Raw genomic sequence first — 22,446 nt, 5'->3', positions numbered from 1 at the left:
AAAGAAGTAGATTTCTCTACTTCATTATTTTACTACACTCATGGCAAGAGCTAAAGCTCCAACAACCCCAGCATTATCCCCTAATTCTGGATAAACGATATAATCTTTAATTTTATCAGTAGTCACTTCTTCTTTTTGAATATAACCATTTAAGAATTCTTGAGTATATTTATGAATCATTGGAAAAAGTTGTTTTTGATGCATAACACCACCACCTAGAATAATTTTCTTAGGTGAAAGAGTTAAAATATAATTTGCCATCGCTTGTCCAATATAATAAGCTTCTAAATCCCATGCCGGATGATCTCCTGGAAGTTCACTTCCTTTTACTCCCCATCTTGCTTCAATGGCAGGACCAGCTGCTAAACCTTCAAAACATGTTCCATGATATGGACATTTTCCTGAATATTTATCATCTTCTCTAACAATCATTTTCATATGTCCCATTTCTGGATGAAGTAACCCGTGTACAAGTTTACCACCAACAACGGCTCCTCCACCAATTCCTGTTCCAATTGTAAGATAAAGGGCACTGTCTAATCCTTTTGCCGCACCAAATGTTGCTTCACCTAAAGCAGCCCCATTAACATCTGTATCAAAAGCCATAGGAATGTCATATCTTTCTTTTAAAGCACCCATAATGTTATAATTATTCCATCCTGGTTTAGGTGTTGTTGTAATATAACCATAAGTTGGACTTGTAAGATCTGGATCAATAGGTCCAAAACTTCCTACACCTAATGCTTCAATTTCTTTTCCATCAAAGAATTTAAAAACATTTTCCATTGTTTTTTCAGGTGCTTCTGTAGGAAATGATTCTCTTTCTAAAACTTCTCCTTTTTCATTTCCAATACAAACTACAAATTTAGTTCCACCTGCTTCAATTGCTCCTAATTTCATTATTATATCTCCTTTTTTCCTTTACTCTTATTTTAAACAACTCTGATTATAAAGTAAATATGCAATTATAAATTGAAAAAGAGTTACATGATTTAGATGATAAATCTAAATTCATGAACTCTTTTTTCATTAATTATCTAAATATCTTGTATAACGATCTACATGTAATAATCTGTTAGCATTATCTACACGTTCTTTAGTTGGAGGTTTTATTCCTTCTAATTGATAAGGAATCTTCAATTCTTCCCACTTAAAGACACCTAAAGTATGATAAGGAAGTATTTCTACACGATAAACATTAGAAAGGGTAGAAATAAAACGATCTAATTCAATTAAATCTTCATCATAATCACTTCTTTCTGGAACAAGTACATGTCTAATCCAAATTGGTTTATTAATTTCAGATAAATACTTTGCCATATCTAAAATATTTTCATTACTTCTTCCTGTTAAAGTCTTATGTCTTTCATTATTGATCTCTTTAATATCAACAAGTAATAAATCTGTATACTCCATCAATTCTTTAAATTTTGAAAAGAACGGTTCTTCTCTAGTAAAACATCCACCACTGGTATCAATACATGTATTGATACCTTCTTTTTTTGCAAGTTTAAATAATTCTAAAACAAAATCAATTTGAGCTAAAGGTTCTCCACCACTAATCGTAATGCCCCCTTTTTTACCCCAATATGTTTTGTACTTCATTGCTTGTTGAAGCGCTTTTTCAGGAGTATATTCTTCGTATTTCTTTGAACCCCATGTATCAGGATTATGACAAAATTGACATCTTAAAGGACATCCATGTAAGAAATAAATATAACGTACTCCTGGACCATCGACTGATCCAAAGCTTTCTATTGAATGAATTCTACCAATTGTTTCCATTTTTCCTCCGTAACAAAACAACCTCATAAGAGGTTGTTTTCATTATTTGATTAAGTTATTGATTACATATGTTCATGACAAGTTCTTGCGATAACATCTAATTGTTGTTCACGAGTTAAGTCAATGAATTTAACAGCATATCCAGATACACGAATTGTGAAGTTTGCATATTCTTCTTTTTCTGGATGTTCCATAGCATCAATTAATTTTTCAGTTCCAAATACGTTAACATTTAAGTGATGAGCACCTTGTTCAAAATATCCATCCATAACTTGTACTAAGTTATTAACTCTTTCACCTTCATCATGTCCTAAAGCATCTGGGTTGATTGTTTGAGTATTAGAAATACCATCCAATGCCCATTCATATGGTAATTTAGCAACTGAGTTTAATGAAGCTAATAAACCATTTTGTTCTGCACCATAAGATGGGTTAGCACCTGGTGATAATGGTTCACCTGCTTTACGTCCATCAGGTAATGAACCTGTAGCTTTACCATAAACAACGTTTGAAGTGATTGTTAAGATAGAAGTTGTTGGTTCTGAATCTCTATAAGTATGATGTTTTTTGATTTTAGCTAAGAATTCACCTAATAACCATACAGCGATATCATCAGCACGATCATCATCGTTACCATATCTTGGGAAGTCACCTTCAACTTCATAATCTACTACGATACCATCTTCATCTCTGATTGTTTTAACTTTAGCATATTTGATTGCGCTTAATGAATCTACTACATGTGAGAATCCAGCAATACCAGTTGCGAAAGTACGTTTTAGATCAGTATCAATTAATGACATTTGTGCAGCTTCATAATAATATTTATCATGCATATATTGAATTAAGTTTAATGTATTAACATAAAGATCTGCTAACCATTCCATCATTTGGTCATAACGTTCCATAACTTCATCATAGTCTAAGTATTCAGAAGTAATTGGACGATATTTTGGAGCCACTTGATCTTTAGTTTTTTCATCAATACCACCATTGATAGCATATGTTAAACATTTAGCTAAGTTTGCACGTGCACCAAAGAATTGCATTTCTTTACCAGTTTGAGTAGCTGATACACAACAACAAATTGAGTAATCATCTCCCCATACAGGACGCATTACATCATCATTTTCATATTGGATTGAGCTAGTATCTACTGAGATTTTAGCAGCAAAACGTTTGAAGTTTTCTGGTAATGCTTTTGTATATAAAACTGTTAAGTTTGGTTCTGGTGAAGGACCCATATTTTCTAATGTGTGTAAGAAACGGAAACAGTTTTTAGTAACCATTGAACGTCCATCAGTTCCTAAACCTGCAACTTCAAGTGTAGCCCATACTGGGTCACCAGAGAATAATTGGTTGTAAGAAGGAATACGAGCAAATTTAACCATTCTACATTTCATAACGAAATGGTCTACTAATTCTTGTGCTTCTTCTTCTGTTAATGTTCCGTTAGCTAAATCTCTTTCTACATAGATATCTAAGAAAGTAGAAATACGTCCAACTGACATTGCAGCACCATTTTGAGTTTTGATTGCAGCTAAGTATCCAAAGTATAACCATTGGAATGCTTCATGAGCATTTTTAGCTGGTTTAGAAATGTCATATCCGTAGATAGCAGCCATTTCTTTCATACCTTTTAATGCTTTTACTTGTTCAGCAATTTCTTCTCTTTTACGAATGATGTCTTCAGTCATTGATCCACTACCACAATGATTGAAATCATTTACTTTTTGTTCAATTAAGAAATCAATACCATATAAAGCAACACGACGATAGTCACCAACAATACGTCCACGTCCGTATGTATCAGGTAAACCTGTAATTACTTTATTATGACGAGCTTTTTTAATTTCTGGTGTATAAACATCGAATACTGCTTGGTTATGTGTTTTATGATATTTTGTGAAAATTTCATGTAATTTTTCATCTGGTTCATATCCATAAGTTGCAGCAGCTTGTTCTGCCATTTTGATACCACCATAAGGCATGAAAGCTCTTTTTAAAGGTTTGTCAGTTTGTAAACCAACAACTTTTTCTAAATCTTTCATTTCTTCATCGATATATCCAGGACCATAAGCAGTAAGTCCACTTACTACTTTAGTTTCACATTCTAATACTCCACCTTTAGCTCTTTCTTCTTTTTGTAACTTTTGAAGTTTTCCCCAAAGTTTATTAGTAGCTTCTGTAGGACCAGCTAAAAATGATTCATCTCCATCATAAGGTTTATAGTTATCTTGAATGAATTGACGAGTGTTTACTTCTTCTTTCCAAAGTCTTCCTTTAAATCCGTTCCATTCTTCATTGAATTTATCTGTTAAAGCCATTTTGTTTATTTCCTCCTAAATCAAAATTCCTTCATAATTATAGCACTTACATTTTGCATAGACAACAAAAACTTAAAGAAAATGATGAGCGCTTACATAATTATTTTACAAGTTTAGTATAACAGGAATGATTCCTAAAATCCAATCATATGCTCTTATAAAGAATATTTATTTTTTCCTAGCTTTTCTAATTGATTTAGTATATAGTTTACGTAGACATTTTAGGAGGCTTTTTTATGACATTAACAAACCAAGCTTTATCAAGCGCTGCTGATAAAGATTTAGAATTATCAAAACAAGTATGTCGCGAAGCAGTAAATGAAGTAATCGAGAAAAATCATTTAACATTATCTCCACAATTTACGCAAAATCTCGTTGTACATCTTGCAATTGCAATACTTAGAATCAAAACAAACAATTACATTCCTTTAAGTCAAGGACAAATCACATCATATAAAGCAAACACTAACTATGATTCAGCAGTTGAAATTTGTAATATTCTTAGTAAAAAATTTGATATTGAATTTCCAGAATCAGAATTAGCACTTATTTCAATGTACCTATCTAAAAATAACGTATTAGATGTTGAATTTAATGCTGGTGTTAATTTATTAGATGATGAAATTATTGATGTTCTACAAAACACTTTAGATTCTTTATTTAAACAAAAAGGTATAGATTTAAGAAATAATGAAAAATTACTTGTTTCTTTAGGATTACATTTAACACCTGCACTTGATCGATTATTAGATGATAGTCAAATCGAAAATCCTTTAACTGCAAAGATTAAAGAAAGACATCCTAAAGAATTTGCAATGGCAGAAATCTTAAATGACGCTATTGAATCTATTTATCATAAAAGATTTACTGAAGATGAAGTGGCTTATTTTGCATTACACTTTATTGTTTCAGCAAGACAAAAATAGAAGTTCACATTGAACTTCTATTTTTTTATAAATATTTACCTGTAATACTCTTTATATTATTTTTTATTTCTTCAACACTACCAGTAGCTACAATCATTCCACCATCTTGACCACCACCTGGCCCCATATCAATTATATAATCCGCATTTTTTATCACATCACGATCATGTTCAATGACGACGACTGTCGCACCTTGATCTACAAGTGATTGAAAAACTTTAACTAATATTTGAACATCTAAAGGATGTAATCCAATCGTAGGTTCATCAAAGATAAAAATTGAATCATTTTGAGACTTACTCATTTCACTTGCAAGTTTTAAACGCTGTGCCTCTCCACCAGATAAACTTGGTGTTTCCTCACCCAATGTCAAATATCCTAAACCTAAGTTTTCTAATACTTCCAGTTTTCGATAAACACCTTTTAAACCTTGACAAGCTTCTTTAGCAAAACTCACATCCATTTCCATCAATTCAGGTAAAGAATACTCTTTCTCTTTTGACGTTTTATATTTAATAAAATAACTTTCTTTATTATATCTAGAACCATGACAATCAGGACAAGTCACATGAACATCTGGCAAGAATTGTACATCCAAACTTAATGTCCCTGTTCCATCACAAGTTGGACATCTAAGCTTTCCTGTATTATAAGAAAAATCTCCTGCTTTGTACCCCTTAGACTTAGCGCTTTCTGTTTTGGCAAATCTTTTTCTAAGTTCATCATGAACATTAATATAAGTAGCAACAGTCGAACGAATATTAATACCAATAGGTGAAGCATCAATCAGTTTAATATGTTCTATTCCTTCCATTTGAACATCTTTAACATGATCAGGTAATGATGAGTCATTGATTTTAGTTTGAATCGCTGGTAACAAGCTTTCTAGAATCATCGTTGTTTTTCCAGAACCTGACACTCCTGTAACAACCGTTAATTTCCCTTTAGGAATATCTACTTCTAAAGGATGGACTGTATGTATTTGATTTGTTGAAAGATGAATTTTTCCAAATTCAAATAGTTGTTCAATTGGAGATATTGGACGCATTTTTTCATCATAATGATTTGTAAGGAATGGCCCAATCATTGACTTTTTATCATTTTTAATTTGTTCTATTGTTCCTTCCGTAAAAACATAACCTCCATTTTTTCCTGCTTCTGGTCCCATTTCAATGAGCCAATTCGCTTCTTTAATAATTTCAGTATCATGATCTACTAATAAAATAGAATTTCCATCATGAATTAAATCATTCATGACTTCTATAAGTCCATAAATATTAGAAGGATGTAATCCAATAGAAGGTTCATCTAAAACATAGAGAATACCTGTTGTACGATTTCTTACTGCTCTAGCAAGTTGCATACGTTGTCTTTCTCCTGTTGAAAGTGTAGAAGCAGCTCTATCTAAAGAAAGATAGCCCAATCCTAAATCTAACAGCCTTTTAGAAACATCTAAAAACGAATCACAGATTTCACAAGCCATTGGCTTCATTTCATCAGGCATTGAATTTGGAATACCTCTTACCCATTCTACTAAATCATTTAATGGCATTTGACAAGCTTTATCTAAACCAATTCCTCTAATCAAAGGTTTTCTTGCTTCTTTTGATAAACGTGTTCCCTGACATTCTGGACAAATTTCTTCTTTTAAAAACTTTTCAACTCTTTTCATTCCTTTATCATCTTTAACTTTTGATAAAGCATTTTCTACTGTATAAGTTGCATTAAAATAAGTAAAATCCATTTCTCCTGCATGATCTGTATTTTTAGCCTTATAAAAAATATGTTTCTTTTCCGCCGGTCCATAATAAACAATATTTTTTTCTTCATCAGTTAATTGATTAAAAGGCACATCTGTTCTTACTCCCATGGCACGACAAACATCTGTCATCAAAGTCCACATTAATGAGTTCCATGGAGCGACTGCTCCTTCATCTATGGTAAGTGTTTTATCAGGAACAAGCGAATCAATATCAACAATTCTAACAATTCCTGTTCCACCACATTTAAGACAAGCTCCTTGACTATTAAAAGCTAACTCTTCAGCACTTGGTGCATGTATTTTTTCTTTACAAATTGGACAGATGATTTCTTTTTCAGCAGCCACATTTAAAGTTGGTTCAATATAATGACCATTTTTACAACAATGCTTAGCAAGACGTGAATACATGAGTCTTAAACTATTTAAAAGTTCTGTCCCTGTTCCAAACGTACTACGAATACCTGGAACAGCCGGTCGTTGGTGAAGTGCTAAAGCCGCAGGAACATAAAGAACTTCATCTACTTGTGCCTTCGTTGCACTCGTCATACGCCTTCTTGTATAAGTTGATAAAGATTCTAAGTATCTTCTTGACCCCTCACTATAAAGAACACCCATGGCTAGTGATGATTTTCCTGACCCTGAAACACCTGTAATAGCAACTATTTGATTTAATGGTATATCAACATTGATATTTTTTAAGTTATGTACTTTTGCACCTCTTACTTTTATTTTCTTTGGTGTATTTCCCATATAATCCCTCATTTCTTCTTTAGTTATATATTATTTTTGGAATAAAAAAAGTAAATGATATTCATTTCGAATACCATTTACATATTTTTCATTTTATACCTGTATTTTGTAAATAACATTAAAAAATTAAAATTACATCCAACTTATTTTTTAACTAAAGAACATCCTGCACTTGTTCCAATACGATCAGCTCCAGCAGCAACGATTTTCACCATATCTTCAGGTGTTCTAACACCACCTGCAGCTTTTACTTTTGCTTTTCCATGAACAGCTTCTTTCATGATTCTAACATCTTCAATTGTAGCCCCTCTTGTTGAAAAACCAGTACTTGTTTTTACATAATCAGCTTTTGCTTCTACGCATAATTCACATGCTTTTTTAATTTCATCTTCTGTAAGTAAACAAGTTTCTAAAATAACTTTTACTAATGTTCCATTAGCAGCTTCAACTACCGCTTTAACATCATCTCTTACTAAATCATAATTTTTATCTTTTAAAGCTCCGATATTCATTACCATATCAATTTCATCAGCCCCATTAGCAATCGCATCCTTTGTTTCAAATGCTTTCACTGCACTTGTATTAGCCCCTAATGGAAAACCAATAACTGTACATACATTGACATCACTATCTTTTAGATAGTCTGCACAATAAGCAACATGGCATGGATTAATACAAACACTTGCAAAACCATATTCCATTGCTTCATCACAAATTCTTTTAACTGTTTCTAAAGGTGTATCTGCTTTTAAAACAGTATGATCAATCATTTTGTTGTAGTTCATTTTCTTCTTCTCCTTCGTATACTCTTTTAATAGCTTTTAATGCTATCGCTTTATCTCCTTCATACTCTCTTTGACCAACTTCTAAGGCAATAAATTTTTCATGACCTTTTCCTAATAATAAAACAACATCTCCTGGACTTGCTTGTTCAATGGCTTGTTCAACAGCTACTGCACGATTAGGAATAATAATGCTTGGAATATCTGTAATCTCACTTTGAATTTCTTTACAAATTTCCTCAATATTTTCTCCTCGATCATCTAATTCAGTCAAAATCACATGATCTAAATATCTATTGGCCAATGCTCCTATTTTCTTTCTTCTTGCCATATGTCTTTTACTTGGTGCTCCTAAAACAGCAATAATATTTCCTCTAGAAACACGATCTGCAAATTTAAAAACATTTTCAAAATCTTTTGTATGACAACAATAATCGACAATAATCGTAATTTTATGTTTATTAGGAATAAGCTCCATTCTTCCATTAACTGGTTTTAAATCACTAATGGCTTCAATGATCATGCGATCATCAAATCCTAAACCAACAAGTACTCCTACCGTTGCTAGAACATTATAAATATTAAAATCAGCAATTGTTGGACAAACAATATGATATAGATTTCCTTTTAATGAAAGATCAAATTCACTATGATCAATATAAAGTTCTATATTTTTAGCCATAATTTCACTTTCATTTTTAATACCATAAGTCATAATTCTTGCTTTCGTAGCTGCTTTAAATTCAGCAAAAACTTCTTCATCTTTATTTAAAACAGCAATCGAATTTGTAGATAACATTGAAAATAATTTTTTCTTACTTTCAATATATTGTCTTCTAGTTCCATGAAAATCTAAATGTTCATCAGAAATATTTGTTAAAACAGCAATATTAAAATCGACTGCATCAATTCTTTTAAGTGCCAAACCATGACTACTTGCTTCCATGGCAACAACCTTAACACCACGTCTTGCCATATCAAACAATTTCTTTTGTACATATAAAGTTTCTGGCGTCGTATAAGGGCACTGTTCTTCTACCCCATCATACTCTAAAGAAATTGTTCCCATGTAAGCTGCTTTACAATAATGATCCATCACACTTTTAACCATTGAAGCAACAACTGTTTTACCACTTGTTCCAGTCACTCCAACAACACGCATTTTCTTACTTGGATAATCATAGAATACATTAGAAACTCTATTTAATTCATCTAAAGCATCTGCTACCTTAATATAAATAATGCCTGGTTGTTTTTCTATATCCTTGCTATGAACAATAACTTTTGCTCCTTGAAAAATAGCATCATCCACATAACGATGTCCATCTACACTCAATCCTTCAATACAAAAGAATATAGAATAGGGTTTTACATATCTTGAATCACTATGAATTGAGTATATTTTCATATCATTATCAATATTAAACAACTCATTTAATCGTTTCATTATACCACTCTTCCAATTAACATTTCATCATATGAATCAATTATAACATTCTTCAATTGACCTATCAATTGTTCATCACTTTGTACTTTTATAAGTAAATAATTATCTCCATGTCCCACATAATATCCATGATCTTCTTTTTCAAAAAGAACTCTTAAAGTTTTACCAATTTGAGATTTTGCATAATTTTCATTTAACTCATGAGATAATGCAATCAATCGATTAACTCTTTCATGTTTAATTTTTTCATCAACTTGTACCATACGTGCTGCTGGTGTTCCTTTACGCATAGAATAAGGGAAAACATGAAGTTGTGTATATCCCACTTTTTTAATAAATTCATAAGTTTTTTCAAACTCTTCTTCGCTTTCTCCAGGAAAACCAACAATGACATCTGTTGTAAAAACAATATCAGGAATCAATCTTCTAATTTTTGATAATTTTTCATAATATTGTTCACAATTATATTTTCTATTCATACGTTTAAGTGTTTCATCACACCCAGCTTGAAGCGGTACATGTAAATGATCCACAATAATTTTAGATTTTGAAATTAAATCAATAATATCATCAGTAATTTGACTTGTTTCAATAGAAGAAATACGAAGTCTCTTTAATCCTTCTATTTTTGTTAAATCTACTAATAAATCATAAAAACTATAATTTTCTAAATCTTCACCATATCCTGCTGTATGAATCCCTGTTAAAACAATTTCTACATATCCTTTAGCTACTAATTCCTTTGCTTGTTTAATAACACTTTCTGGTTTTCTAGATCGCACTCTTCCTCTAGCATAAGGAATAATACAATATGTACAGAAATTATTACATCCATCTTGAATCTTTAAATAAGCTCTCGTATGTAAAAAACGATCAATATTTAAATCTTCAAATTTTCTTAATTGTTTAACTTCAGAAACTTTCACAATTCTTTCATGTGTTTGTTGATACTTTTCTACTAAATCAACAATTTCATTTCTAAATTGTGTCCCTAAAATGATACTTACACCTTCAATTGCTTCAATATCTTGAGGTGCTACTTGGCTATAACATCCAACAACACAAACGGTTGCTTGAGGATTTTTACGAATTGCTTTGCGTATCATTTGACGAGATTTACTATCTCCTGTATTTGTGACAGTACATGTATTAACAACATAAACATCTGCCACTTCTTTAAAATCAACTTCTTCATATCCTGCTTCTTCAAACATATTTAGCATTGCTTGAGATTCATAGGAATTAACTTTACATCCTAATGTATGGAATGCAACTTTCATTCTTTCACCTACTTTAATTTTTTCATAATTTTTTTATGTACTTTATCACTTAAATAATTTAATTCATGTAATTGATTTATAAATTGTTGAGGTTGTTTATAATAAGTCATAACTTCTCTTATATCATCTAAAGATGTATTTCCTTGGAAATATTTATCAATTATTGGAAAACTATCTACTAAACCATATTCTTTCTTATCAAAAATATAGATTTTCTTTAAACCATCATAATAATAATATTCATAATTTTCATCTTCAGCTATTCCTTTTAAAGAAGAAAAAGCAGAACGTAATACTTTTAAACCATAAAGTTGATAAGGAATTTCTATATTTCTTTGATAATTTTTAACATACAATTGATGTTGTTTTAATGTTAATAACATATAATTATTTAAATATCTTTCATTTATAAAAGGTTCTAAATAAGGAATTAAAATAATTTGTTGATCAGCTTTCATGAGTTTTAAATTTTTTAACGTTTCACTAATAATACTATTAAACATTTTTTGTTTTTCTTCATAATTTAAATATTGAATAGCATCTTGTGTCTCATAAACAAATCGCTTATATTCCCCTTCTATTTTTGTCTTATTATAAATACCATTTAAAATCACTTCATATTTAAACATTTCTTCTTCATTTGTCATTTTAAAAGCAAAACCATCTTCAAGAAAAGTATCTTTTTGTCCTTCAATAAGACGAAACAAATCACATTTTTTTAATTTTAACTCTACCCCATATTTCTTTAATAATTTAATCATTTTGTAAGCTCCCTTGAATAACCAATGACACTCATTAAATAAAGTGGTGCTGTTTCACTTCTTAAAATACGGTTACCTAATGAACAACATTTAACGCCCATCTCGTTTAATTCTTGAATTTCACTTTCATCAAAGCCACCTTCACAACCAATAATAATCAATAATTGATCCCCTGCTTTTAATTGTTGTAAAGTATGAAATAATTCACCATGTTCATGTTGTTTAGCAGTTTCTTCATAAGCCACTAAATTATAATCTTTTAAATAGGGTTTTAATTCTTTAATTGTTTTTACTTCTTCTATTGAAGGTATTCTATTTCTTCCTGATTGTTCACTTGCTTCTTTTAATATTTTTTGATAGCGGGGCAGTTTTTTATTGAATTTGTCTTTAGTAAGTTTAACAACACATCTTTTAGAACTTAATGGAATAATATGATGAACTCCTAACTCACAAGCTTTTTGTAAAACAAATTCAAATTTATCTCCTTTAGGTAAAGCATAAACAAGTGTAACTTCTACATCTAATTCATTATTAATATCTAATTTTTCAATTGGTAAAATTGTACCTTCTTGAACATTTTCAATTAAACATAAATATTGAATATGTTTTAAGTCTACACAAATAATTTGATCACCATTTTTATTACGCATTACTTTTTCTATATGATGTTGATCACTACTTTCTATTTTGAAAGATTTATTTAATTCGATATTTTCATTTATAAAATATTTTTGCATCGTCTTTCACCCCAACATATTCTAGCATAATATTTCCCCAAGAAAAAACAATTTTACATTTTTATTTATATTCCTACAATTTCAAAAAGAAAAGTACGATTTTTCGTACTTAATTAGCTATTATTTTCTTTCTAAATACAAAATAGTTTTATAAAAAAAGAAGTAGCTTTTATACTACTTCCTTATTGAGCTTTTAAAACAAATCCATCTTGATAATCAACTTCTACATGTTGTCCTTGATGAACTGTTCCTTTAATAATTTCTTTAGCAAGTTTTGTTTCAATTTGAGATTGAATAAATCTCTTTAATGGTCTTGCTCCATAGATTGGATCAAATCCTTCTTCTTGAATCATTTGATAAGCTTGATCAGTTAAAGAAATCGTAATCTTTTTATCTTGTAAACGATGAACTAATTGACCAATAAATTTATCAATAATTTTTCTTACTACTGAACTATCTAATGAATTAAACATAACAATTTCATCAATACGATTTAAGAATTCTGGTTTAAAGTGCACTTTTAATTCTTCTTTGACAAGTTTTCTATTTTCTTCATTATTTCCTTCTAATAAATATTGAGAACCAATATTGCTTGTCATAATAATAATTGTATTTTTAAAGCTAACTGTATTACCTTTACTATCTGTAATACGTCCATCATCTAAGACTTGAAGTAAGATATTGAAAACATCAGGATGGGCTTTTTCAATTTCATCCAATAATACAATACTATAAGGATGACGTCTTACTGCTTCTGTTAATTGTCCACCTTCTTCATAACCAACATATCCTGGTGGAGCTCCTACTAAACGAGAGACACTGAATTTTTCCATATATTCAGACATATCAATACGCACAATATTCTTTTCAGTATCAAATAATTGTTCTGCTAAAGCTTTAGCCACTTCTGTTTTACCAACCCCAGTTGGACCTAAGAATAAGAAGGAACCAATTGGTTTTTCTTCATCATTGATACCAGCACGGCTACGTAAGATAGCATCTGTTACTTTAGTGATTGCATCATCTTGACCAATAACACGTACTTTTAATGTATCATCTAAGGCTAAAAGTTTTTCTCTTTCAGAAGCCATTAATTTATTCATTGGAATACCTGTCCATCTTGAAATAACTTCTGAGACATTATCAACAGTTACTTTTTCTTGAAGTAAAGCATCATCCGATTCTTTTGCTTCAAGATCAGCAATTTCTTTGGTGATTTTTGGAATATCACCATATTGAAGTTTAGAAGCTTCTTGTAAATTGCCTTCTTGCATATATTTATCTTGTAAAGCTACAAGTTTATTTTTTTGATTCTTTAATTCTTTAATATGATCTAATGAAGACTTTTCTTCTTTCCATTTTGCTTTTAATGCTGTTTCTTGTTCAGTTAAAGAAGCAATACGTTCTTTAATATCATTTAAACGTTTTACATTATCTTCATTACTATCTTCTTTTTCAATCGAAATTCTTTCCATTTCTAATCGATTCTTTTCACGTGTAATACCATCTAATTCTTCTGGTAAAGAATCAATTTCCATACGAATTGAAGCACACGCTTCATCGATTAAATCGATGGCTTTATCTGGTAAGAAACGATCCGTAATATATCTTTGTGATAAATTAACAGCCCCAATAATAGCACTATCATTGATTTTAACCCCATGATGTCTTTCAAAAGAATCTTTTAAACCACGTAAGATAGCAATACTATCATCAATTGTTGGTTCATCAACTTGTACCTTTTGGAAACGTCTTTCAAGAGCTGCATCTTTTTCAATATATTGTCTATATTCATCTAAAGTCGTTGCTCCAATACAATGAAGTTCACCACGAGCCAACATTGGTTTTAATAAGTTAGCAGCATCCATCGCACCATCTGTTTTACCAGCACCAACTAATTGATGGATTTCATCAATAAATAAGATGATATTCCCATTTGCTTTTTTAATTTCACCTAAAACTGCTTTCAATCTTTCTTCAAATTCACCACGGTATTTAGCACCAGCTACAAGTGAACCTAAATCAAGTTCATATAAAGTTTTATTTTGTAAAGAAATTGGTACATCATTTTTATAAATACGCCATGCCAATCCTTCAACGATGGCTGTTTTACCAACACCTGGTTCACCAATTAAAATTGGATTATTTTTTGTTTTACGTGACAAGATTTGAATGACACGACGAATTTCATCATCACGTCCAATAACTGGATCTAATTTTCCATTTTCCACATCTTTTGTTAAGTCACGTCCATATTTTTCTAATACTTCATAAGTATTTTCTGGATTTGGATTGTCTACCATATGATCACCCCGCATTTCTAAAATCACCTTTTTTGTATCCTTTTTATTCATACCTTCTTGGTTTAATAAATCTTTGACCCAATTTTCATTTATTTCAAATAAAGCCATAATGACATGTTCTACAGACATATATTCATCTTTAAACGATGTCATTTGACTATTTGCTTTCGCAAGTAAATCATTTAAGCTATAGCTTATTCTCATGCTATTGACATCAATATTTTCAAGTGTCGTTTTTTGTTGAAGCCTTTGTTCTAATACTTGAATGAAATGATTTTTATCTTTATTTAGCTTAGATAACACCCTTGGAAAAATACCACTACTATCATTCAATAAAACATACAATACATGTTCAATGTCAATTACTTGATGCTTATAACTTAATGCTAATTGACTTGCTTTTTGAATTGCCTCTTGCATCTTGGCTGTAAATTTTTCGATATCCATGTTATCACTCTCCTTTAGCACTCCTTTATCCCTAGTGCTAATTTTATTATATCCATATTTTTAGCACTGTCAACACTTAAGTGCTAAAAAATTAAAAAAATCCTCTTTAAAAGATCCCCTATTCTATATTATTTAACACTAATAAAACTATTCAATTAGCCCTAATAACCAATTTCGTGCATTAATACGTCGTATTCCTTCATATTGCACTTCAGGATCATCATCCATTGTAAGAATAACTTTAGGGTAATTCTTGAATAGCTTGAAGATGTCTTAACTCTCTTTGAAGTGTTTTTTCATCACGTACAGTTAATGCAACTTGATAGTATTCGATACCTTTAGAATTTTGCGCAACAAAATCCACTTCAAAATGATCAACTTTCCCTACAAATACTTTATTTTCTCTTCTTAATAATTCTAAATACACAACATTTTCTAAAATATGTCCAGCATCTATTTTTTGTGTTCCTAGTAACATATAGCGCATTCCAATATCTACAATATAGTACTTTTCAAGTATCTTCAAATATTCTTTTCTTTTGTATAACCATACTTTTAATTGCTTCACATTTTCATAATTTGTTCTTTTTATAGAGGTCATTCTTTGTATATTGGTTGTGGGAAAGTACTTTGGAAAATACTTGTTGCTTTAAAGAGACGAAACATTCATTTTTTAAATAAACAGTTATGTGTTCTTTCTCCTTTTTATTGGTTTAATACCGGTAGAAAAAGTATTCACTTTGCATGCCTTTTACCTCAAATCACGACATTTCCAATTTGTTTATTCTTTGGAACAACTGTTATTGGTATGATTTTGTTTACTTTTAAATCAAAATCAAATTGAATCGAAAAAATTATCAATGTGATTGCTCTGGATGTTTTATTTTAGGTGTTCTTAGTCTTTTCTTTTTTGATAAATAAAAAAGTGAGATCACCTTGATCCCACTTAAAACTATCTTTCTTCATAATTCACTGCTTCATCGACTCGTGTAAGTATTCCTGCAAAAAGATTGGGTTCTTTAGCCGTTCTTCCTCTTAAGACATATCCTTCACAACGACATTTTATATATTTACCATTTTTTAAACGTGCACGATATGTTAAATCATGACATTCTTTCTTTCCAGAGAAAACTGCTTCAATATCTTCTTCATATTCTTTACAATCATCTGGATGAATATGTTCTTCCCATATTTTACCTGCATCATACATATATTCATAAGGTAAATCAAAGTCTTTGACAGCTTGTACGGACCATCTTGAAACATTTGTTTCCATATTACATATATAAGCATAGCGGTTGATTGATGTTTGAGAAAAAGCATCAAAAATACGACTATCTAAACCACTTTTATCAATATGATTACTGTATTTAGGTCGTCTTTGATCAATATAATGTTGCATTTTAAAATGATACATTTTTTTATCAGCAAGACTTAAATATTCACTAATTGTTTTGTTTTCTTTTTTATCAATATCCACACAACCAAAACTAAAATCACATGGATACGGTACTTTCTTTTTCATTTCTTCTCTAAATTGTAAGCGTATTTCTAGTAGACGTTCTTCACATATATGTGCATCTTCTTTTTTAGATAAAATAAGTAGTTCATCCCCACCAATTCTAAAAATAAATTCATCTTCTTTTAAATTCATTTTCAAGATTTGACATACCTCTTTAATATAGCGATTTCCTCCAGAATGACCATAATTATCATTTACATACTTCAAACCATCAATATCAATAAATACAATGGCACAAGGAATATCTTTATCCCAAAGCTTTTTAATCATTTGATTAAAAGCACGTCGATTCGCAGTTCCCGTTAAGACATCTGTATTACTGATATGTTCCATCTTTTCTCGATAATGGCTTAATTGATCAATCATTTCATTAAATGAATCAGAAAAGCTTCCTAAGCTTGAAACATGTTGTTTATAATCACCTGCCGCAACTCTTTGAGCAACCCATGATAAATGCTTTAAATTACTTTGAATGCTTTTAACAGGAGCCGCTAAATAATTGTGAGATATAGAAAATTCTTCATCTACTTCTCCTTGGGCCATTTTAGATAAAACAATCTTTTCATCTTTGATCACTTCACCTAAATATTCAATTCCATCTGCAAGCTGTGTTACATCATCTGAAAGTTCATCACGACAAAGTGTTGCTTCATCTGTGTTATATAAAAGTTGTTTAATGTAATCTAAGAAAAGTTCTTGATCCTTATCGATCATCATCTACTGTCCCTTTAAAACGACATACTCTACTTCCACTAGACCAGCAATCAACTTCTCTTACTTTAAAAGGCTTCTTGGTATATACTTCTAAAATTCCCGCAAAAAAACCTTCATCATATTTACATACAACTTCACCTGTTGGTGGCAATCCACTACAATCAAGATCTTCATGAATTGTAATTACAAATTCACCTTTTTCAAAGTCCGCTTCTTCCATTCTTAAAATACCTACTTTTAAAGTTTCTAAAGTTTGAACAAGCGTACTTACAAATGTACTTTCATCAGCATCAAGAGGCAATGCATTTTTCGCAAATTCACATCCTGCAAGATAACCAGCTTGTCTAAAAATTTCATCTGTTTTTTCAATACCAAAATTTTTAAACAAGACATCATTCATACTGTATTCTAATAATCTATAGACAAGAACCGGCATTTCCTCACCTAAATGTTCTCTTCCTTTTTTGATATTTCCTAATTTATCCCATTCAAATTGATAATGGCTTTCAAGAGATACTTCAAAGATATTTTTCATATTTTCCCTCCTAACATTCATATAAATATTTATCTTCATTATTCCTGAAGTTCTTTTTTCTCTTTGAAATTTGTTTAAGTTCGTAGCTTATTATATCATCATAATTTTAAAATACAATTTCAATTGTAAGCGTTATTATAAGGATATAAAAATATCTTTTTTTTCAAGGAATTGCATGTCAAAAAAAGAAATATTCTCTCTATAAAAAAAGAAATAAAAAGAAAATGAGTTTTGTCATTTTCTACGTCTTGTTTCTTTAAGGACCATAATAATGATATTACACTATAATAGACCCATTACAATGATCCTATTTATTTCATCTGAAAAGATTTTACTTGTTTCTAAAGCATATACATTCTTTTCAAATAAAAACATAAAGTGTTTTCTTCATTTTTCCCCTTTTCAATAAATGTTTCTAATTTAAAACATTGTATCATTTGTTTTTAAAAATCTTCTATTTTTGCACAAAAAGTAATAAAAAAAGCACATTTGTTTTGTTTTTTAACAATTGTGCTTTTTTTACACGTTTATTTTTCCCCAGCTAATGTTTTTAATGCTTCTAAAGAACCTACGTTTTTAGAATATAATGTAAAAGGAGCAGAAGATGTATCTCCAATAGTCGTTAAATCATGCCCTTGTTTTTTGCATTCATTTTCTAAATAAGTTTTATGTTGGAATGAATTTAAATCAATTTCACCATTATTTAAAGCCTCATTAGGTAAATTATAAGCATCTAAAACTTTTTGTACAGCTCTAAATGTATCTGCTGAACCACATATACCAATTTTGATAACTTTTTTCCATCTTTGCTTGATTGATATCCTTCAATATCTTTGACAAAGTTTTTGCATTTGTATCTATAAATTGGCAAAATTGTTCTTTGAATTTTGACATATAATATAACTACAATTATAATCAAATTCTATTTATTACATCATTTTATAAATTTCAAAATTCCTCCAACTTAAAAAGCATTAAAATACTTTTCTATTTTAATGTACCCTATTTCATAAAAGACTTTTCCACATGTTAAAAAGCACATTTGTTTTATTAACTAACAATTGTACCTTATAAATGATCATTCATTCTTTCTGAACTATAATACTTATGATATCTTTCAATAATTTCTTTTCGTCCTCTTACTCTAATTGGTATTCTTATATCATTACTAAGAATAAAATCTGTTTTTGCATCTTTTATATAATCCATATTAACAAGATAACTTTGGTGACAACGAATAAATCTTTTTGAATTAATCGTTTTTTTTAATTCACTCAACTTTTCTGTTGTTTGAATCACTCTACTATCTTTTAAATGAATATTTAATACATGTTTATCACTTTCAACATACATAATATCATTAATTTCAAGATATCGATGTTGTTTTTTAACTTTAACAGCAATTCTTTTTTGAACACTTCTTTGTAATACTTCATCTAAAAGCAATGTTAATTTATTTGTATCATAAGGTTTTAACAAATATCCCGCTACATATACTTCATAACTTTCTACCGCATAGTCTGCATGAGCTGTAAGAAAGATGATTGGTGCTTTAAATTGAATATCTCTTAATTTTCTAGCTATCTTCATTCCATTCATAATGATATCTAGAAATAAGAGTTCTACTTCAATATCATCTAATAAATTATCTCCTAATTCATATTCAAAGATTTTAAATTCTTCTTCATTATTTTCAAAATATGTTTGTATAACAACTTTTAAAAGCTATCGATCCAATTTACTATCATCACAAATAGCTATTTTTCTCATAACATACTCCTTAATACTTTGATTTTATCGATAATAATATATCTCTCCTTTATTTTTGGTAAGAAATTTTTATAAAATATTATTTTCATATCACGAAAACAATATTTCATTAAGAAATTAGTGTTATAATGACTAAAAGGAGGATTTTTATGAATAATGTTATAATTAGTGATTCGATTAAATATATTGGGGTTGATGATACAACACTTGATCTTTTTGAAAGTCAATATATTGTACCTAATGGGGTTAGTTATAACTCTTATCTTATTTTAGATGAAAAGATTGCAGTTATGGATACAGTTGATGCAAGAAAGACAAAAGAATGGTTTGATAATTTAGATAAGGAATTAAAGGAACATGTTCCTGATTATTTGATTGTTTCTCATTTAGAACCTGATCATTCCGCAAATATTCAATTATTTACAGAAAAGTATAAAGAAGCAAAACTTGTTTTAAGTGCCAAAGCAAAAGCGATGCTTCCTCAATTTTTTAATATTGAAGGATTAGATGAAAGATGTATTGTGGTTAAAGAAGGAGAAGAATTAGATTTAGGAAATCATCATTTGAAATTTATCATGGCACCGATGGTGCATTGGCCTGAAGTAATGGTTGAATATGAAACAACTGAAAAAATATTATTCTCAGCAGACGGCTTTGGTAAATTTGGGGCTTTATCACATGATGAAGATTGGGCTTGTGAAGCAAGACGTTATTATTTTAATATTGTTGGTAAATATGGTGCTCCTGTACAAACTTTATTAAAAAAAGCCAGCACTTTAGATATTAAAATGATTTGTCCTTTACATGGTCCTATTTTAAAAGATAATTTAGGATATTATATTGATAAATACCAAATTTGGAGTAGTTATCAAAGTGAAGATGAAGGTGTTTTAGTGGCCAGTGCTTCTATCCATGGAAATACCAAAGAAGTGGCTTTAAAAGTAGTTGATTTATTAAAAGAAAAAGGTGTTAAAGTTGCCTTCACTGATCTTACAAGAGATGACATGGCTGAAGCAGTTGAAGATGCTTTTAGATATTCTAAAATGATTTTAGCTGGAGCTACTTATGATGGTGGTGTCTTTAGTCCAATGGAAGATTTCTTACATAGATTACAACATAAAGGATATCAAAATAAAACTGTTGGACTTATTGAAAATGGTTCTTGGGCTCCTCTTGCAAATAAAGTGATGAAAGATATGCTTACTCCAATGAAAAATATTACTATTTGTGAAAATACGGTCACAATTAAATCTACTTATAAAGATGAAAATCAAGAGGCAATTAATCAACTTATTGAAGAAATATGTCATTAAAAAAATCAGCTAATGCTGATTTTTTTATATGATTTTTCCTTCAAAATGATCAAGTTCATGTTGAATGATTTGAGCTGTATACCCTTTAAACGTTTTAATTTTCTTTTTAAAATCTTGATCTAAATAACTTACTTTGATACTTTCATATCTTTGTGTCTTTCTTACACCTTGTAATGATAGACAACCTTCTTCTGTTTGATACGTTTTTCCACTTGTTTTTAAAATAACAGGATTAATTAAAATAAGATATTTATTTTCATCTAAAACAACCATCATTGTTTTTAAATATCCAATCATATTCGCTGCCATACCAACACATTGTTCTTTGTAAGCTTGAATTGTTTCTAATAATTCATTGGCGATATATAAATCCTCTTTTGTACATGACTTTGATTTTTGTTTTAAAAAGAATTCATCTTTAATAATTTCTTTAACCATTTTTACCACTTATTATAATGAACAACAGCTTCATCATAATATTCTTCTTTCTCTTTAATTTCATCTAGAGGATAACCAAAAGCAATAATTGAATGAGGAATTTGATCATTTGGTAAATCAAACAATTTACTTTGGGCAAAAACACGATCCATTTGTGGCCATGTACCAAGCCAAACACTTCCAATACCTAAAGACCAAGCTGCTAAAATCATATTTTGTCCAGCAATAGAACCATCTACAGCAAAATAATCTTTAGAGAATTTAAATGCTTTTGAGTAATCTCCACAAATTAAAATAGCAAAAGCACATTCAAGTAATGGTTTCGCTGGTACACCATTTGCTTTATACATTTTATGAAGAACTTCTGGATCGTCAACAACGATAAATGACCAATCTTTTGAATTAACACATGTTGGTCCTGACATTCCTGCTTTTAAGATTGTTTTGATGTCTTTTTCATCTACTTTTTGATTTTTAAATTGTCGAACACTTTTTCTTGTAAAAATTGTTTCTAATGTATTCATTATTGCACCTCTTTATATTTAATTGCTCTTGAAGGTTTTGAAGCAAAGCTTTTGATTTGAGGAACAATTGTTGTAAAGTGTTTTGTTTGATTATGTTCATCAATTGCTTCTTGATTTTGCCATTCTTCAATAAAAATAAAATGACTATCATCATTAATATCTTGATAAAGATGATAAGAGATATTTCCTTTTTCTTCTCTACTTAAAATAATAAGTTCTTTTGTAAGTTTTAAAAATTCTTCTTGATATTCTTCTTTAATATAATTTTCTGCAACAATTTTAATCATAGTATACCTCCGTTAGTTGATATATCAACAATATAA

General features: G+C 29.8%; 21 protein-coding genes. 3 read left to right on the top strand and 18 right to left on the bottom strand.

All coding sequences use genetic code 11. From position 1 onward, the window contains the following. Positions 1-24: 24 nt before the first annotated feature. From HUU89_RS07925 to pflB, 3 genes are all read right to left on the bottom strand, one after another. A complete protein-coding gene (locus HUU89_RS07925) occupies positions 25-900 on the bottom strand; it encodes an ROK family protein (RefSeq protein ID WP_147580572.1) in 876 nt (291 codons plus the stop codon). A gap of 129 nt (positions 901-1,029) precedes the next feature. Continuing rightward, complete coding sequence (gene pflA / locus HUU89_RS07920) at positions 1,030-1,785, bottom strand: pyruvate formate-lyase-activating protein (protein WP_032089797.1); 756 nt, start codon at positions 1,783-1,785, stop codon at positions 1,030-1,032. Positions 1,786-1,847: 62 nt separating this feature from the next. Next, the gene (gene pflB / locus HUU89_RS07915; protein WP_032089796.1) at positions 1,848-4,112 is read right to left on the bottom strand and encodes a formate C-acetyltransferase; all 2,265 of its coding nucleotides are present in this window, start codon (positions 4,110-4,112) and stop codon (positions 1,848-1,850) included. Between the two features lie 236 nt (positions 4,113-4,348). Between pflB and HUU89_RS07910 the strand changes: the two genes are divergently transcribed. Further along, positions 4,349-5,038 (top strand): BglG family transcription antiterminator, encoded by a 690-nt coding sequence (locus HUU89_RS07910; protein WP_052010826.1) that lies wholly within the window; start codon positions 4,349-4,351, stop codon positions 5,036-5,038. A 25-nt stretch (positions 5,039-5,063) separates the two neighbouring features. On the opposite strand, the gene HUU89_RS07905 is transcribed toward HUU89_RS07910, so the two are convergent. The 8 genes from HUU89_RS07905 to HUU89_RS07870 form a co-directional block, all read right to left on the bottom strand. Further along, positions 5,064-7,550 carry an ATP-binding cassette domain-containing protein gene (locus HUU89_RS07905; protein WP_175301471.1) on the bottom strand — a complete coding sequence of 829 codons (2,487 nt, stop codon included), beginning with the start codon at positions 7,548-7,550 and terminating at the stop codon, positions 5,064-5,066. Positions 7,551-7,693: 143 nt separating this feature from the next. Next, positions 7,694-8,335 carry a deoxyribose-phosphate aldolase gene (deoC, locus tag HUU89_RS07900; protein ID WP_022002489.1) on the bottom strand — a complete coding sequence of 214 codons (642 nt, stop codon included), beginning with the start codon at positions 8,333-8,335 and terminating at the stop codon, positions 7,694-7,696. Then, a complete protein-coding gene (locus HUU89_RS07895) occupies positions 8,313-9,779 on the bottom strand; it encodes a UDP-N-acetylmuramoyl-L-alanyl-D-glutamate--2,6-diaminopimelate ligase (protein WP_147580575.1) in 1,467 nt (488 codons plus the stop codon). Before HUU89_RS07895 ends, deoC begins: the two co-directional genes overlap by 23 nt. Next, positions 9,779-11,059, bottom strand: a complete 1,281-nt coding sequence (gene mtaB, locus HUU89_RS07890) for a tRNA (N(6)-L-threonylcarbamoyladenosine(37)-C(2))-methylthiotransferase MtaB (protein ID WP_022002491.1) — start codon at positions 11,057-11,059, stop codon at positions 9,779-9,781. Before mtaB ends, HUU89_RS07895 begins: the two co-directional genes overlap by 1 nt. An 8-nt stretch (positions 11,060-11,067) precedes the next feature. Then, on the bottom strand, positions 11,068-11,820 hold the full coding sequence (locus HUU89_RS07885; protein WP_175301470.1) for a hypothetical protein: 753 nt from the start codon (positions 11,818-11,820) through the stop codon (positions 11,068-11,070). Further along, the gene (locus HUU89_RS07880; protein ID WP_175301469.1) at positions 11,817-12,557 is read right to left on the bottom strand and encodes an RsmE family RNA methyltransferase; all 741 of its coding nucleotides are present in this window, start codon (positions 12,555-12,557) and stop codon (positions 11,817-11,819) included. Before HUU89_RS07880 ends, HUU89_RS07885 begins: the two co-directional genes overlap by 4 nt. Before the next feature lie 182 nt (positions 12,558-12,739). Then, positions 12,740-15,307, bottom strand: a complete 2,568-nt coding sequence (clpB, locus tag HUU89_RS07875) for an ATP-dependent chaperone ClpB (protein ID WP_175301468.1) — start codon at positions 15,305-15,307, stop codon at positions 12,740-12,742. A 241-nt stretch (positions 15,308-15,548) separates the two neighbouring features. Next, the gene (locus HUU89_RS07870; RefSeq protein ID WP_394802867.1) at positions 15,549-15,833 is read right to left on the bottom strand and encodes a DUF4143 domain-containing protein; all 285 of its coding nucleotides are present in this window, start codon (positions 15,831-15,833) and stop codon (positions 15,549-15,551) included. A gap of 78 nt (positions 15,834-15,911) precedes the next feature. Between HUU89_RS07870 and HUU89_RS07865 the strand changes: the two genes are divergently transcribed. Beyond that, positions 15,912-16,151, top strand: a complete 240-nt coding sequence (locus HUU89_RS07865) for a hypothetical protein (protein ID WP_175301467.1) — start codon at positions 15,912-15,914, stop codon at positions 16,149-16,151. A gap of 108 nt (positions 16,152-16,259) precedes the next feature. On the opposite strand, the gene HUU89_RS07860 is transcribed toward HUU89_RS07865, so the two are convergent. From HUU89_RS07860 to HUU89_RS15305, 4 genes are all read right to left on the bottom strand, one after another. Further along, a complete protein-coding gene (locus HUU89_RS07860; RefSeq protein ID WP_032089787.1) occupies positions 16,260-17,546 on the bottom strand; it encodes a diguanylate cyclase domain-containing protein in 1,287 nt (428 codons plus the stop codon). Then, positions 17,533-18,078, bottom strand: coding sequence for a V4R domain-containing protein (locus HUU89_RS07855; protein WP_175301466.1), 546 nt, complete (start codon positions 18,076-18,078; stop codon positions 17,533-17,535). Before HUU89_RS07855 ends, HUU89_RS07860 begins: the two co-directional genes overlap by 14 nt. 527 nt (positions 18,079-18,605) lie before the next feature. After that, on the bottom strand, positions 18,606-18,857 hold the full coding sequence (locus HUU89_RS15445; RefSeq protein ID WP_411897125.1) for a MetQ/NlpA family ABC transporter substrate-binding protein: 252 nt from the start codon (positions 18,855-18,857) through the stop codon (positions 18,606-18,608). Positions 18,858-19,146: 289 nt separating this feature from the next. Next, a complete protein-coding gene (locus tag HUU89_RS15305) occupies positions 19,147-19,788 on the bottom strand; it encodes a LytTR family DNA-binding domain-containing protein (RefSeq protein ID WP_317992332.1) in 642 nt (213 codons plus the stop codon). 209 nt (positions 19,789-19,997) lie between these two features. On the opposite strand from HUU89_RS15305, the gene HUU89_RS07840 reads away from it, so the two are divergent. Beyond that, positions 19,998-21,161: an FprA family A-type flavoprotein gene (locus HUU89_RS07840; protein ID WP_175301465.1), complete on the top strand. Its 1,164-nt coding sequence runs from the start codon at positions 19,998-20,000 to the stop codon at positions 21,159-21,161. A gap of 24 nt (positions 21,162-21,185) precedes the next feature. Here HUU89_RS07840 and HUU89_RS07835 read toward each other — a convergent pair whose 3' ends face one another. Genes HUU89_RS07835 through HUU89_RS07825 form a run of 3 tightly spaced genes read right to left on the bottom strand, consistent with a single transcriptional unit; the run spans position 21,186 to position 22,410 of the window. Next, positions 21,186-21,599, bottom strand: coding sequence for a peptide deformylase (locus HUU89_RS07835; protein ID WP_032089784.1), 414 nt, complete (start codon positions 21,597-21,599; stop codon positions 21,186-21,188). Positions 21,600-21,601: 2 nt separating this feature from the next. Next, a complete protein-coding gene (locus tag HUU89_RS07830) occupies positions 21,602-22,123 on the bottom strand; it encodes a nitroreductase family protein (RefSeq protein WP_147580582.1) in 522 nt (173 codons plus the stop codon). Beyond that, a complete protein-coding gene (locus HUU89_RS07825; RefSeq protein ID WP_175301464.1) occupies positions 22,123-22,410 on the bottom strand; it encodes a putative quinol monooxygenase in 288 nt (95 codons plus the stop codon). The genes HUU89_RS07830 and HUU89_RS07825 overlap by 1 nt, the downstream gene beginning before the upstream one ends. Between the last annotated feature and the right edge of the window lie 36 nt (positions 22,411-22,446).

Origin of the sequence: Faecalibacillus sp. H12, assembly GCF_013361255.1 — a bacterium.
GTDB classification, from domain to species: Bacteria; Bacillota_I; Bacilli_A; order Erysipelotrichales; family Coprobacillaceae; genus Faecalibacillus; species Faecalibacillus intestinalis.
The sequence above is the reverse complement of the archived record's forward strand: the minus strand, read 5'-3'. Positions and strand labels throughout refer to the sequence as shown.